The organism is Halobellus sp. LT62 (assembly GCF_037031285.1).
Lineage (GTDB): Archaea > Halobacteriota > Halobacteria > Halobacteriales > Haloferacaceae > Haloquadratum > Haloquadratum salinisoli.
The window spans coordinates 1,829,390-1,843,829 of sequence record NZ_JAYEZO010000001.1 but is presented as its reverse complement, the minus strand read 5'-3'; the positions used below and the strand labels follow the sequence as shown (position 1 = coordinate 1,843,829).

Below are 14,440 nucleotides of genomic sequence, written 5' to 3'. Positions count from 1 at the left end.
CGGCTCCCTGTACACTCAGTCCGCCTGACTCGTCGCTCCTGAAGCGCCCGGTGCGTCGACGCCCGGACCCGCCTCGATCGCCTCGACGAGCAGTTCGGCGACGTCGACGATCTCGATGTCGTCCTCGTAGCCGCCGGTTTTCATCCCATCTTCGTACATCGTCATACACATCGGGCAGGCCACGACGAACTTCTCGACGGCCGACCCGGCGTCGGTGTCCTCGAGCGCCTCGCGCATCCGCTCTTCGCTCGGTTTCGACTCCTCGTCGATGTCCATCCAGAGGCCGCCGCCGCCGCCGCCACAGCAGAACGATTCGTTGCGGTTGCGCGGCATCTCAGACAGCGTCGCGCCCGTCGCGCGGATGAGCGATCTCGGGGCCTCGTACTCGTCGTTGTACCGACCGAGGTGACACGGATCGTGGTAGGTCACCGTGTAGTCGAGTTCGGTGCCCTGAAGCCCCAATCGGCCGTCGTCGACGAGCTCCTCGATCGCCTGCGTCCAGTGGAGCACCTCGATTTTCCCATCCTTGTTCCACTCGCCGTCGAACTCGAACTGCATCAGCGGCTCCTCGGCGAAGTCGGCGTACTCGATCTCCGGGTACTCGTTCTTGAACGTGTTGTACGAGTGCGGGTCCGTGCAGATGATCTTGTCCGGATCGACCTCCTCGAACCGCTCGACGTGATAGCCCGCGAGGTCGACGTAGAGGAACTCCTCGCCCAGCCGCCGGATGTCGTTGCCGTCGTACTTCTCGTCCTCGAAGAGGATGCCGTACTCGACGTCTGCGTGTTCGAGAATCCTCGCGAGCGAGCGGGCCACCTTCTTGTTTCGCTCGTCGTAGCTCGGGTAGTCGCCGACGTACCAGAGGTACTCGACGTCCGCCTCGCGGGCGTCGGTGACCTCGAAATCGAGGTCGTCGGCCCAGTCGGCGCGGGCGTCCGGCGGGTCGCCGAACGTGTTGCCCATCCCCATGATGTTGTCGAAGGTGTCCTGCACGTTCGAGTCGACGTCACCTTGGTCCGTCAGCTGGCGGTTCATCCGCGTGAACGAGCTGAGATGCTCGATGTCGACGGGGCAGGCGTCCATACAGGCCATACAGGCCATACACGATTCCATCGTCGCGGCGTCGACGACGCTCTCGCCGCCGTCGGCGACGATGTCGACCTCCTCGGTCTCACCGGCGTCCAGCGCGTCGCGGTACTGCTTGAGGTCCAAAATGACGTCCCGCGGGTCCAACGGTCGTCCCGAGGACTCCGCCGGGCAGGCAGACGAACAGCGGCCGCACTTCGTGCAGGCGTCTTGGTCGAGCAGTTCCTTCCACGTGAAGTCCGAAATCTCCTCGGCTCCGGTGTCGGCGTCGAGGTCGGCGGGGATGCCCGGGAGGCGCGCGCCGGCCTTCTCGTCGCGGGTGACGACGTTCGCGTACGACGAGAGCATATGGAACGGTTTGCCGAACGGAATCGCGGCGATGAAGGCGAACGCGAGCAGCGCGTGGGACCACCAGACGGCCGGGTAGATCGCTTCCGCGGTCAACTGGGTCATCCCCGCGAGCGCGAGCACGTCGGCGACGAACCAGCCGACGAAGCTGACGGTCTCGAACTCCGGAAAGCCCGTTCCGAGGATGCGAAGCCCCTCGGTGAGGTACCCGCCGACGCCGAGGAGAAAGAGCGTCCAAATGAACAGGTCGTCTTCGAGGCTCGTGTGCTTCCCGTGGAGCCGCCAGTTACGCGCGGCGTAGCGTCGGTAGAGGGCGACTCCGACCCCGACGACGAACAGCAGTCCCATCGCGTCCATCACCAGCGAGTACGAGAGGTAGAAGTCGCCGACGAAGAAGGACTGCTCGGTGCCGACGAGTCCGGTGATCGGCTGGTAGAGGTCCATATCGATCGCGAGGATCGTCGTGCCGATCAGAAGCGTCAGAAAACCCCAGAGGATGAACGCGTGCATCAGCCCGCCGACCGTGTCGCGATCGAAGAGCTTCCGGTTCGAGAGGACGATCCGAGCGCTGGACACGATTCGGCCCGGGAGGTCATCGAGTCGATCGAACCAGTCTTCCTGTCCGTCGGTGAGTCGGTCGACCCGCCGGTACACTCCGTAGCAGAACACGAGAATCGTCAGCGCGGCGAGCACGTAGAATACGACCTCGCCGAGATGTCCGATCCCCCAGAACGTCGGCCTCGTGACTGTCTCCTCGGCAACCATAACGATTGGTAATTCGCCAATTTCGGCTTAAATCTTGGCACGGACCGCTCGATACGCCCGGTGTCTGTCGTTTTCGGCCGTCCCTCAGAACTCACGTGAGGCGGTCTCGGAGGCGCACGACGGCCGTCGACGTCGACGGAGCTATCCCTGCCGTCGGGAGGCGGTCCGACGGGGCCGCCGCCGTCGAGATCGCGATCCCCTCGTCATCCCAACCAACTGACTCTCTGTGGATCCAGTAGGACCGTTTCCGGATCGGTCACGCTCGTTCTCTACGTCCGTCAGTAAGACTATACGTCGACCGTTCGAAGGGAGACCAACTATGAACGTTCCCGCCAGATTCGACCACGAGGTGTGGACCGCCGGCGTCGCGACCGCGCTCAGTTACGGCCTCGGACTTCTCGGTCTGTTCGTGCTTCTCTTCGTCGTTCCGTTCCTGCTGTTTCTGCTCGTCTGAGCGGAAACGCCGCATAAAATGAGGTGTAGTATTGAGGGTGTGCCTAATTATTGATCCGTATAGACGTAGTAGGTGTATGGAGTCTGGGTGTCTACAATCGGACAGACGTGTGGGGCCGTGTCGTGTGACACCAAAAACCAAGATGAACGAACGCAAACTTGAGGTTGGACATCGATGAGCACGAACGAACTTCCATCACACGCAGGTACAGTAATCATCGGAGCCGGAATCGTCGGGAGCTCGCTGGCGGGCGAACTGGCCGAGCGGGGCCGCGACGACATCCTCCTGATCGACAAGGGGCCGCTCTCCGACCCGGGGGGATCGACCGGACACGCGTCGAACTTCATTTTCCCGGTGGAACACAGCAAGGATATGACGCAGTTGACCTCCGACAGCCGGGACATCTACCGCGATTTCGGGGTGTTCACGAACTCCGGCGGGATCGAGGTCGCGCGCACCGACGAGCGGATGGCGGAGCTCAAACGCCGCGTCGTCTCCGCGAAGTCCTTCGGCGAGGAGGCGGAGCTGCTGACGCCCGAGGAGGTCGAAGAGCTGGTTCCGTACGTCAACACCGACATCATCAAAGGCGGATTCCACAGCAAGGGAGCCGGGACGTGTGACCCGCTCCGCGCCGGCGAACTCTACCGACAGCAGGCAAAAGAGAAAGACGCGCTCAGCACAGCGGCCAACACCGAGGTTCTGGATATGCGCGTCGAGGGCGGCGAGATCCAGGCCGTCGAGACGGACAAGGGGACCGTCGAGGCCGACGAGGTCATCATCGCCGCGGGGCTGTGGAGCCCGAAGATCGCCGATATGGCCGGCGTCGACATCCCGCTCACGCCCGCCGTCCACCAGATGGTCTCCGTGGGTCCGATCGACCGCTTTGAGGAGGGTGCCGAAGGGGAGATCAACTACCCGGTCATCCGGGATATGGACTCCCAGATGTACGAGCGCCAGCACGGCAACGACATCGAGGTCGGCTCCTACGAGCACCGACCCATCCTCTGGGACGTCGAGGACGTCCCCTCCATCGCGGAGTCGCCGCTGTCGCCGACGCAGCCCCCGCTCACCGAGGACGCCTTCGAGCAGTCGATGGAGCACGCCTTAGAGATCATTCCGGACCTCCTCGACGACCCCGACGCCGGCGTCCGTCACTCGATCGACGGGCTGCTCTCGGTGACGCCCGACGGGCACCCGCTGCTCGGCCCGATTCCGGAGGTCGACGGGCTGTGGTCCTGTGCGGCCATCTGGATCAAGGAAGCGCCCGCCATCGCTCGGGAGGTCTCGAAGTGGATGACGAAGGGACACCCCGACATCGACATCGTCGCCCACGACCACGTCGCCCGCTTCGACGAGTACGGCGAGACGAACGAGTTCGTCAAGAGCCGCGCTCACGAGGGCTATCAGAAGATCTACGGCATCGTTCACCCGCGCGAGCAGTGGCAGTCCACGCGGCCGCTCCGAACGAGCGCGTTCTACAACCGACAGGAGGACTTGGATGCCGAATTCTTCGAGGCCGGCGGCTGGGAGCGCCCGCGCTGGTTCGAGTCTAACGCCGACCTCGTCGAGAAGTACGCAGACCAGATCGAGGACCTCCAGCGACCGAACGAGTGGGACAGCCGCTGGTGGTCGGACATTATCCTCGGCGAGCACCTCCACCTGCGGAACCACGTCGGGATGGTCGGCGACACCGGCTTCGGTATCTTCGACATCATCGGCAGCGACGCCGAGGAGAATATGGAACGACTCTGCGTCGCTAGGATGGATATCGCCGTCGACGACGCGGTCTACACGCCGATTCTCGCGCCGAACGCGGGATTCGTCGCGGACCTGACCGTCGCCCGCCTCGGCGAGAACCACTACCGCGTCATCACCGGCGGTGCCCACGCCGGCCAGGACCGCACGTGGTTCGGCGGGAAACTGGAAGGCGACGCCGAACTCATCGGCCGCTCTTCGGAGCTCTGTACGCTCGGCGTCTGGGGCCCGAACGCGGAGGCTCTGATGGACTCCATCAGCGAGGAACCGATGACGGCCGATTCCTTCGACTTCGCGGAGATGAAGGACGTCACAATCAACGGCGTCACCGCGAAGGCGCTGCGCATCTCCTACGTCGGCGAGTTCGGGTGGGAGATCTACGCGCCGATGGACCGCGGTCAGCGCCTCTGGGACACCATCTACGAGGCCGGCCAAGAGTTCGACATCCGCCCCGTCGGCACCGGCGTCTACGGCGAGACCGGACGAATGGAGAAGAGCTACCGCCTGATGGGCGCGGAGCTCGAAATCGACTACAACCCCGCCGAGGCGGGGCTGACCTTCCACGGCGTCAAGGACGCCGATTTCATCGGCAAGGAGGCCTACGCCGAGGCGATCGACGAGGAGAACACGGCGACGCTGTGTACGCTGTCGGTCACGGACCACGCGCCGGACGGCGGCGAGCCGCGGTTTATGACGGGCGGCGAACCCGTACTCGACAGCGATGGAGCGGTCCTCATCGACGACGAGGGACGTCGCTCCTACGTCACCTCCGCCGGAACCGGCCCCTCGGTCGGCAAGCACCTTCTCCTCTCCTATCTGCCGCAGGAGTACGCCAATGAGGGCGAACAGCTTCAAGTCGAGTACTTCGGCCAGCAGTACCCCGTCGAGGTCGAGGTCGCCGGTAACGGCGGCGTCTTCGACCCCGACAACGACCGCCTCTTCCGCAACGAGTACTGACGGAGGAGATGGAGGACACACCAATGGAGATACTCACAGCAATCAAACGCGTCCCGGAAACGGGCGCGAAGGTCTCACTGACCGACGACAAACAAGCGATCGACACGACGTCTTTGGGTTTCACCTTCAGCCCGCACGAGGAGTGCGCGGTCGAGGAAGGCGTCCAGCTCGTCGAGGAACACGGCGGCAACGTCACCATCCTCACGCTCGGCGCGGAGGACGCGACCGAACAGCTCCGCTCGGCCATCGCGATGGGTGCCGACAACGGCATTCTCCTCGATGGAGGAGACGAGGAGTGGGGCCCCGTCGGCACGGCCAGTGCCATCGCCGACGCGGTCGAGGAGGGCGATACCAACTTCGACCTCCTGCTGTTCGGGAACGAGTCGGCCGACACGGCGAACCACCAAATCGGCGTTCGAGTCGCCGAACAGCTCGACCTGCCCTGTATCACCGGGATCAAAGACCTCGACATCGCCGACGGGATCGCGACCGCGAAACGCGACGTCCCCGGCGGCTCGGAGGTCTACGAGATCGACCTCCCCGCGGTCATCACCGTCAAGGAAGGGCTGAACGAGCCGCGATACCCCTCGATGCGCGCGAAGATGCAGGCGCGGAAGGCGTCCGTCGACCAGCAGTCGCCGGCACCGCACGAGGAAGGTCTCGAACTCGTCGAACTCGAAGTTCCGGAGACCGACGACAGCCCCGCCGAGATCCTCGGCGAGAGCCCCGAGGCGGCCGAAGACGTCGTCGACGTCCTCGAAGAGCTGGAGGTGGTCTGAGATGGTGCTCACACTCGTCGAACACGACGACGGCGACGTCGACGACGTCTCGCTGCAGGCTCTCGCGCTCGCCCGAGACGTCGCCGATCAGACCGGCGAATCGCTCGATGCGGTCGCGTTCGGCCCCGAAGCCGACGCGGTCGCAGAACAAATCGGCGCACACGGCGTCCAGACGCTCCGCGTCGTCGACGACGACGCCCTCGCGGACTACGCGCCGGAGGCGTACGGACGGGCGGTCGTCCAGTGCGCCGAGGAACTCGGCACCGAAGCTGTGATCGCGCCCGGCACCGATCGGGGAGCGGAGACGCTCTCGCACGCGGCCGCGAAGCTCGACGAACCGATGGCCGCGGAGGTCACCGAGGTCGCGGTCGGCGAGGCCTACGAGCTCACCCGCCAGCGATGGGGCGGCACGCTCATCGAGCACTCGAAGCTCACCGCCGACACGAACCTCCTCACGGTCGCGGCCAACGAGGTCTCGGCGGCCGAAACCGGCGGCGACGCGGCCGCCGTGGAGGCGTTCGCCCCAGACGTCGACGAGAGCGACCTCCGCGTACAACTCACTGAGGTCGAGGAGTCGGATATCGAGGGCGTCCCGCTCGGGGAGGCCCGGGTGGTCGTCTCCGGCGGCCGCGGCACCGACGGGGACTTCTCCGAACTCGAAGCGCTGGTCGAGCGCGTCCCGAACGCCGCGCTCGGCTCCTCGCGCGCGGCGGTCAACGAGGGCTGGCGACCCCACGACGATCAGATCGGCCAGACCGGCGCGAAGATCGCACCCGAGATCTACATCCCCTGCGGGATCAGCGGGGCCGTCCAGCACATGGTCGGCTGTAAGGGAGCGGAGAACATCCTCGCGGTCAACACGGATCCGGAGGCAGCGATCATTCAGAAGGCCGACTACGCGGTGATCGCCGACCTCCACGAGGTCGCGCCCGCGATCGCAGAAGAACTCGAAGCCCGCGGACACGCGGAGTAACCCGACTCCGCCACCTCGATATCCGTTTTTATCGCTGACTACGCGTCCGCTCGCGTCACGTCCTCGACGCTGTAGTCGGCCGCCTCGATCGCATCGATGATCGCGTCAGCGTGCTCGGCCCCGCTCGTTTCGACGTCGAAGACGAGGTACGCCTCGCCGACTTCGAGGTCTTCCACCGAGCGGTCGTGGCGCACGTCGTGGATGTTCGCCTCTTGGTCGGCGATGATGCCCGACAGTTCCTGCATCTTCCCCGGGCGGTCGTCGATGCGGACGCGCAGGCGGATGCGCTGTTTCCGCTGGGTCAGCGCGTGGACGACGACCGTCTGTAACTGCGTCATATCGAGGTTGCCGCCGCAGAGAAGCGGCATCACCGTCTCGCCGGAGACGTCGAGATCGTCACTCAGAAGCGCCGCGACCGACGCCGCGCCCGCGCCTTCGACAACCTGCTTGGCGCGCTCCATCAAGAAGAGGATCGCTTGGGCGATCTCGGTGTCGGTGACGGTGACCACCTCGTCGACGTTCGCTCGGATGATCGACAGCGTCGCCTCCGAGATGCCGCCGGTCGCGATCCCGTCGGCGATGGTGTCGACCTCGTCGAGCGTGACCGGAATGCCCTTGTCGAGGCTCTCGTGCACCGTCTCCGCGCCGGTGGCCTGCACGCCGACGACGCGCGTCTCCGGCGAGAGGTGCTTCAGCGCCGTCGAGATTCCGCTGATCAGGCCGCCGCCGCCGATCGGGACGATCACCGTGTCGACGTCGGGGTTGTCGTGGTACATCTCGGTTCCGAGCGTACCCTGTCCGGCGATGATGTCGGTGTCGTCGTAGGCGTGGACGAACGCCGCGTCGCTCTCCTCGACGGCCGCTTGGGCGTGGCTCATCGTCTCTTGGAAGTCTTTGCCTTCCAACTTCACCGTCGCCCCGTAGCTCCGCGTCGCGTCGACCTTCGCCTGCGGGGCGTCCTCGGGCATATAGATCGTCGATTGGGCCCCACATCGCGTCGCCGCGAGCGCGACACCTTGGGCGTGGTTCCCAGCGCTGGCGGCGACGAACTCCTCGACGCCGTTTTCGACGTCTTGGCTGATTTTATTGTACGCGCCGCGGGTCTTGAACGACCCCGTCCACTGGAGGTGCTCCATCTTCAGGTACACCTCCGCGTCGACGAGCGCGCCGAGGGAGGTGCTCCGCTCGACGGGCGTCTGCTTGACGACGGTGTCGTCGTCGAGGCGTTCGCGCGCGCGTTCGATGTCAACGTACTGCACGGGCAATGCGTCGGGTCCAGTGTCGGATTCTGTGTCTGTCATGGCGTGGGATGGACGTCTGAATGCGGGTGGTCCGTCGGTAGCTCTACTGAGTCGCCCTTACCGGATGATCTTTTCGCGGCCGGGGTCGAACAGCGGTTCGTCTCTGACGGTCGCGTCGTACAGTTCGCCCTCACAGCGGACTTGGACGTCGGTGCCCGCCTCGGTGTACTCCGTCGGGAGGTACGTGTACGCGATCGACTCGCCGACGCTGTACCCGAAGTCCGCTGCCTGCACGTACCCCTGCGGCTCGCCGTCGACGAGGACGGGACGACCGCTCAGCAGGATATCGGTCGAATCGTCCAGCGTGATCGGCGTGATCTCGGCATCGATTCCCGACTCCTTCGCGGCTTCGAGCGCCTCTCGACCGATGAAGTCGGTGTCGAGATCGACGGCGAAGCCGAGGCCCGCTTCGTACGGATTCGAGTCGGTGTCGATGTCGGTCCCCCAGAGCCGGAAGCCCTTCTCCAAGCGCATCGACTCCAGCGCGCCACCGCCCATCGCCCGGACGTCGAGGTCCTGTCCGGCCTCCCAGAGCGTCTTCCAGAGGCGCTGGCCGTACTCCGTGGGAGCCCACAGCTCCCAACCGAGCTCTCCCACGTAGGAGACGCGCATCGCGATGACGGGCACCTCGCCGACGTAGATCCGCTTGGCCGTGAAGTACGGGAAGCCGTCGTTCGAGACGTCGGCATCGGTCACCCGCTGGAGCAAGAGCCGCGACTTCGGCCCCCAGAGACCGACCGTGCTTCGCGCGCCCTCCTCGATGTGCACCGACACCGTGTCGGGAGCGTGCTCTTCCAGCCAGCCGCCGTGGATGCCGGGCGAGTTGCCGCCGCCGGTCGTCACGAGGAACCGCTCGTCGTCGAGGCGGACGACCGTGACGTCCGCGAGGATGCCGCCGCCCTCGTTCAACAGCAGCGAGTAGCGGACCTTGCCGACCGCCGTGTCGACGTCGTTGCTGCACACCCGCTGGAGGAAGTCGGCGGCACCGGCTCCCTCGACGACGATGCTGCTGAAGGAGGTCATATCGAACATCGACACCGCATCGCGGGTGTGGAGGTGTTCCGCGCCCTCGATCGCCGAGCGGTTGATCCCCCGCCAGCCCTCCTGTTCGGGGATCTCCTCGTCGTACTCGTCGACGAGGTCGGCGTTCGACTCGTACCACTGGGCGGACTCCCAGCCGCCGGACTGGTAGAACTCCGCGCCCAACGTTTTCTGCTGGTGGTAGAACGGGCTCGTCCGGAGGCCGCGGTGTTCCTCGGGCTGCCAGCGCGGTTCGACGATGCTGTACACCTGCTGGTAGCGTTTCGCGCCCTTGTCGACGAAGTACTCTTTCTCGCCGGCGTGCGGCTCGAAGCGGCGGACGTGGACGCCGCCGGTGTCGACCGGTCCGGAGGGCAGTCGGGGCACGCCGTTCTCCATCCACTCGGCGACGATCTTGCCGTAGCCGCCGGAGTGGGTCCACCAGATCGCAAGCGCGCTCCAGAGGCCGTCGACCTGCGCGGTCGGTCCCACCGCGGGCATCCCGTCCGGCGTGAAGACGAAGATGCCGTTCTCGGTCATCTCGTAGTCGACGCCTTCGGTCACCGGTAGCAACTCGTCGAACGCCTGCTTCGCGGACTTCTCCCGGTCCGGATGCGTCGGCTCCTCCCAGTGCTCGCGGGTGAAACCGCGGACCGACGCCTGCCGGTCGTCGTTCTTCCCCATCGAGTCGGGGTCGACGGAGAGCGTCTCGTGGTTGTACGAGCCCATCCCGAGCGAGTCGCCGTGGGTGCGGAAGTACAGCGAGTTGTCCTGGTCGCGACCGACGGGCTGGTGCGGGGCCTCGCTCATGTACTCTTGGATGCTGCGGTCGCCCGGAACGAGCAGACCATCGGTGTTCTCACCGACGTTCGAATCCGCCCCGGCGAGTTCCTCCAGCGGCTCGGTGACGACGTACTGGTGTTCGACGGGCGCGATCGGGAGGTCCAGATCCGCCATCTGCGCCGTCTGGTAGCCCCAGTTGTTCGTCGCGATGACGCAGCGCTCGCAGTCGATCGTCCCGCGGTCGGTTTCGACGGCGTTGATCTCGCCGCCGGACACGTCGAGGTCCGTGACCTCGGTGTTGCCGAAGAAGTCGGCTCCCGAATTCGCGATGTACCACTGCAGGGCCGCGATGCCGTCGACGCGGCCGTCCGTCGGGGAGTAGTACCCGCCGAGGATCTCGTCTTCGTCCACGAGCGGCAGGCGCTCGGTCACCTCCTCGGGCGAGAGCAGTTGCGGGTCGGGCAGGCCGTACGACTCGGCCCACTCGACGCGCCGTTCGAGAAAGTCCATCCGCTCCTCGCTGCGCGCGAGTTCGATACCGCCGACCTCGTCGTAGACGCCGGCCTCGGAGAGCAGCCGACTCGTGTAGTACGCGGCCTTCGTCTGGAGCTTCGAGGGCGACGTCTGGAACATAATCCCCGGCGCGTGCACCGACGAGCCGCCGGTGACGGGGAGCGGTCCTTGGTCGACGACGACGACGTCCTCTGCGCCGAGTTCGTGGAGGTGGTAGGCGACGCTGCAGCCGACTGCACCGGCACCGACGATCACGGTCTCCGCCTGCGACGGAAGTTCCGGAGTGCTCATTCGTGTTCATTTCACGGTGACGGTGTCACGGGCTTAAATACCACGGTGGCCGCTAGTCACTGAAGACGAAAACGCCGGATAGGGGCGGACAGGCACCGAATACTGCCGCTTCGACCACGATGGAGACCCCCCGTATCTCGCCCCCAACTTTTGAACTCGTCTCCCGCCGACACAGATTGACACCGATCCGACAAAACGAGTCGAAGACGGTCGATCTACACCCGCGGACTCGGGTCGTGGTCTCGAACCGCATCGAGCAGCGCACAGAGGGCGTGAGCGGACCGGTCCAGCAACTCCTCGCCGAGTTCCGCGCTCGACTCTCGCGGGTCGCCGACGACCCCGTTCTCGGTGAACTCGTGGGAGTCGACGGCGAGGTTGACCCGGCCCTGCCAGTCGCCCCAGCCGTCGCTCCCGCCGTCTGCGGCCTCGTCGAGTCGGTCCTCGTGGACCGTATCCGGGTTCGTATGGCGCAGCAGCGACGTCTCTAACGGTCCGGCGTGACCCATCTCCGAACTGTGCTCTCCGACCTCGTCGAACCACGTGAACGGAACGGCGTAGGCGTCGTCGTGGCGGACGATTCGCGCCGTGACCTCCTTCAGCGCCGCGATGTTCCCGCCGTGACCGTTCACGACGACGACGCGGTCCCAGCCGTGCGAGGCGAGGCTTCCGATCACATCGCGGACGTACGCGCGGAAAGTCGACTCCGTCGTCCACAGCGTCCCCGCGAACTCCCGGTGCTCCTCGGCGATCCCCACCGGGACCGCGGGCGCGACGACCACGGGATCGTCGTACCGCTCGGCGGCGGCACTGGCGACGGCCTCCGCGTCGAGCGTGTCGGTGCCGAGCGGCGCGTGCGGTCCGTGCTGTTCCGTGCTCCCGACGGGTAGCAGCGCCACCTCCGCCGCCGACTCCTCGGCGTCGGTCCACGTCTCGCGTGCTAACTGCATACGCGCCGGTTCTCCGAGCGGCCGGATAAAAGGCGTGGCGTGGTCGTAACTCGCACGCTTCGAGCGGCGCTCGGCACGAGGTCACTCGCGTTTCTTCCGTCCGGAGATTTTTACCCCGGCGACGCGCCCTCTCGTATATGAACTACGACTCGGTGACGCACACGGTGTCCGATCGCCTGCTCGGACACTTCCCCTCGGGGCGCGACGTCTCCGTGACCGTCCACCGCTACGAGGGCGGCGACGGGCCGACGGTGTTCGTGCAGGCGGCCCAGCACGGCATCGAACTCAACGGGCCGGCGGCGCTCCGACGCGTCCACGACCGCCTCGTCGATGCCGAGGTCGCGGGGACGGTCGTCGCCGTCCCGGTCACGAACCCGCTCGCGTTCGACCACCGCTCGTATCTGACGCCGGAGGCCTACGACGCCTTTCACTCGAATTTCAACCGCATCTGGCCCGGCGACGCCGACGGCAGTTTCCAGGAGCGGTTGGTCGCGAACCTCTGGCCGCTCGTCGAGGAGAGCGACGCCGCGGTCGACCTCCACACCGGGATGCCGGAGATGCTCGAACACGTCCGGTTCAGCCGCGGCGACGACGACGCGCGGGCGCTCGCAGCGGCGTTCGGCACGGAATACCTCTTGGCCGACGACGACCTCGTCGACGACGACGAGTTCTCCGGGAAATTCCGACTCGCGGCCGCCCAAGCCGGCGTTCCGGCGATCACCGCTGAGCTCTCGAACAGCCGGACCGTGGCGCGCCCCGCCGTGCGCTCCGGCGTCGAGGGAGTCTGGAACGTCCTCCGCGAACTCGACGTCGTCGACGAACCGGTCGAGCCGACGTCGGGGCAGCGAGTTCTCTCCGACGACGTGCCGCCGGTCGTCGCCGAACAGTCGGGGCTCTTCGAGCTTCGCCCGGATCTCGCCGTCAGCGACACGGTCGCCGCCGACGAGGAACTCGGAGCCGTGTACGACCCGTCGTCGTTCGAGCGGTTGGAGACGATCACCGCGAGCGGGGCCGGCGTGCTCTACTCCGTCTCGCGGGGCGGCGTCGTCGTCACCGGCGAACGAATCGCGAGCATCGCCGCGGATTCGTAACCTCCCGTCGCTGCTGACTCTCGCCCGGTAAACCGACGAGTCACGCGTTCGGTCGTCTCGCCGCTTTTGAAGGCCCTCACCATTCCGCACGTAGCGTTAACCAATCACAATGTGTCGGTTGGTACCAGTACAATGGCGATGCAGCCGCAATCGTCGTTCGACGCGCTCTCTCGCGTGCTCGAACGGATCGGGTCCGGAGACCGGACCGTGCGTCGGGCCGAGGCGGCTGCCGGTGGCGATACGGACGGGCCGCTGCGTGCGACAGTCGAGGTCGAGATCCCGCTCTCGGAGGTAGTCGACGCCGGCGCGCGTTCGGATTCCGACCGGCTGTCGGCGGATGTCGGGACCGCTGATCTCGAAATCACCCTCAGCGTCCCGATCTTTCCGTCCGGCGACGGCGCAATCGACGCGGAGCTTCCGGATGAAACGTCGGTTTCGACGCACGTGCGAGACGTTCAGCTCGCCGACGGAAATACGCTCGTCACCCTGACAGTCACCATCGATACGGCGTCTTCGAACCGTTCGGGGGCAACTTCGGGTGTCGCCGTGGATTCTCGCACGGAATCGACCGAAACGAGCGGTTCACAGGACGATTTCACCCGTGGGGGAGCGAGGGCGACGACGAGCGAACTGGCTCTCGGTGAGACGACTCGGGAGGCCGCCGAGACGACGGAGGAAGCCGCCGAGACGACGCAAGAATATGCTGAGTCCACGCAAGCGACTGCCGAGACCACGCAGGAGATCGGTGACGCGGATTCGACGGACTCGACGGATTCGCTCGTAGCAGCCCGCGACGAGTCGGTCCCGCCGTACGACGATACGGCGTATCTCCGGCGTCTGTACGACGTCTGCGACACGTTCGAGGAGATGAGCCGACGGATCGATATGGACGTTTCCGCGGAGACGGTCCGCCGGTATATGATCGACGCGGGCGTTCACTCCCCCGCGTCGTACGAAACCAGTTCTGGCGACTCGTCGACGGGGACTGCGACGGCGGACGAGCCCGCTCGCGATCCGGACCACATCGACGTTTCGACGGACTCGCTCCCCGACGAGCAGTTGGTCACCGACGGCATCGGGTTCCCCGAGCGGCTGACGCTCCACGACGTCGTCGACGCCGTTCTCGAGGCTCGAACGGTTCACGAAGTCGGGCGTGACCTCGGTTTAGAGCACGATCGCACCCGCCGACTCCTGCGTCAACTCAACGTCCTCGATCTGGTTCTCCGACGGGTTTCCGCGGACCCGGAGCGCGAGGTCTCCACCGAGGACGTGGCCGCGCGGATTCGAGAGTCCGCACCCGACGCGTCCTGATCGTCGCGTTCTCGCTCGGGAGCCGTCTCGCCAATAGACAAAAGTAGATCCTGCCCTATCGATACA

Annotated in this window: 10 protein-coding genes; 6 read left to right on the top strand and 4 right to left on the bottom strand. The window is 65.9% G+C overall.

All coding sequences use genetic code 11. The features are described from left to right. Positions 1–15: 15 nt before the first annotated feature. Positions 16–2,199, bottom strand: a complete 2,184-nt coding sequence (locus U5919_RS08850; protein ID WP_336023697.1) for a (Fe-S)-binding protein — start codon at positions 2,197–2,199, stop codon at positions 16–18. 319 nt (positions 2,200–2,518) lie between these two features. Here U5919_RS08850 and U5919_RS08845 point away from each other — a divergent pair, with 319 nt between their 5' ends. From U5919_RS08845 to U5919_RS08830, 4 genes are all read left to right on the top strand, one after another. After that, entirely contained in the window at positions 2,519–2,653 is a 135-nt protein-coding gene (locus U5919_RS08845) for a hypothetical protein (protein ID WP_336023695.1), read from the top strand. A 174-nt stretch (positions 2,654–2,827) separates the two neighbouring features. Further along, positions 2,828–5,365, top strand: a complete 2,538-nt coding sequence (locus U5919_RS08840; protein WP_336023693.1) for a GcvT family protein — start codon at positions 2,828–2,830, stop codon at positions 5,363–5,365. An 8-nt stretch (positions 5,366–5,373) separates the two neighbouring features. After that, the gene (locus U5919_RS08835; RefSeq protein ID WP_336023691.1) at positions 5,374–6,144 is read left to right on the top strand and encodes an electron transfer flavoprotein subunit beta/FixA family protein; all 771 of its coding nucleotides are present in this window, start codon (positions 5,374–5,376) and stop codon (positions 6,142–6,144) included. Between the two features lies 1 nt (position 6,145). Beyond that, positions 6,146–7,117, top strand: coding sequence for an electron transfer flavoprotein subunit alpha/FixB family protein (locus U5919_RS08830; protein ID WP_336023689.1), 972 nt, complete (start codon positions 6,146–6,148; stop codon positions 7,115–7,117). A 38-nt stretch (positions 7,118–7,155) separates the two neighbouring features. Here the strand turns inward: U5919_RS08830 and ilvA are convergent, their stop codons facing one another. The 3 genes from ilvA to U5919_RS08815 form a co-directional block, all read right to left on the bottom strand. Further along, entirely contained in the window at positions 7,156–8,418 is a 1,263-nt protein-coding gene (gene ilvA / locus U5919_RS08825) for a threonine ammonia-lyase (protein ID WP_336023687.1), read from the bottom strand. A 57-nt stretch (positions 8,419–8,475) separates the two neighbouring features. Further along, a complete protein-coding gene (locus U5919_RS08820) occupies positions 8,476–11,025 on the bottom strand; it encodes a GcvT family protein (protein ID WP_336023685.1) in 2,550 nt (849 codons plus the stop codon). Between the two features lie 215 nt (positions 11,026–11,240). Continuing rightward, positions 11,241–11,972 carry a creatininase family protein gene (locus U5919_RS08815; protein ID WP_336023684.1) on the bottom strand — a complete coding sequence of 244 codons (732 nt, stop codon included), beginning with the start codon at positions 11,970–11,972 and terminating at the stop codon, positions 11,241–11,243. A 137-nt stretch (positions 11,973–12,109) separates the two neighbouring features. Here U5919_RS08815 and U5919_RS08810 point away from each other — a divergent pair, with 137 nt between their 5' ends. Then, positions 12,110–13,063 carry a succinylglutamate desuccinylase/aspartoacylase family protein gene (locus U5919_RS08810; RefSeq protein WP_336023682.1) on the top strand — a complete coding sequence of 318 codons (954 nt, stop codon included), beginning with the start codon at positions 12,110–12,112 and terminating at the stop codon, positions 13,061–13,063. A gap of 132 nt (positions 13,064–13,195) precedes the next feature. Next, positions 13,196–14,374 carry a DUF8073 domain-containing protein gene (locus U5919_RS08805; protein WP_336023681.1) on the top strand — a complete coding sequence of 393 codons (1,179 nt, stop codon included), beginning with the start codon at positions 13,196–13,198 and terminating at the stop codon, positions 14,372–14,374. The last annotated feature ends 66 nt before the right edge of the window (positions 14,375–14,440 follow it).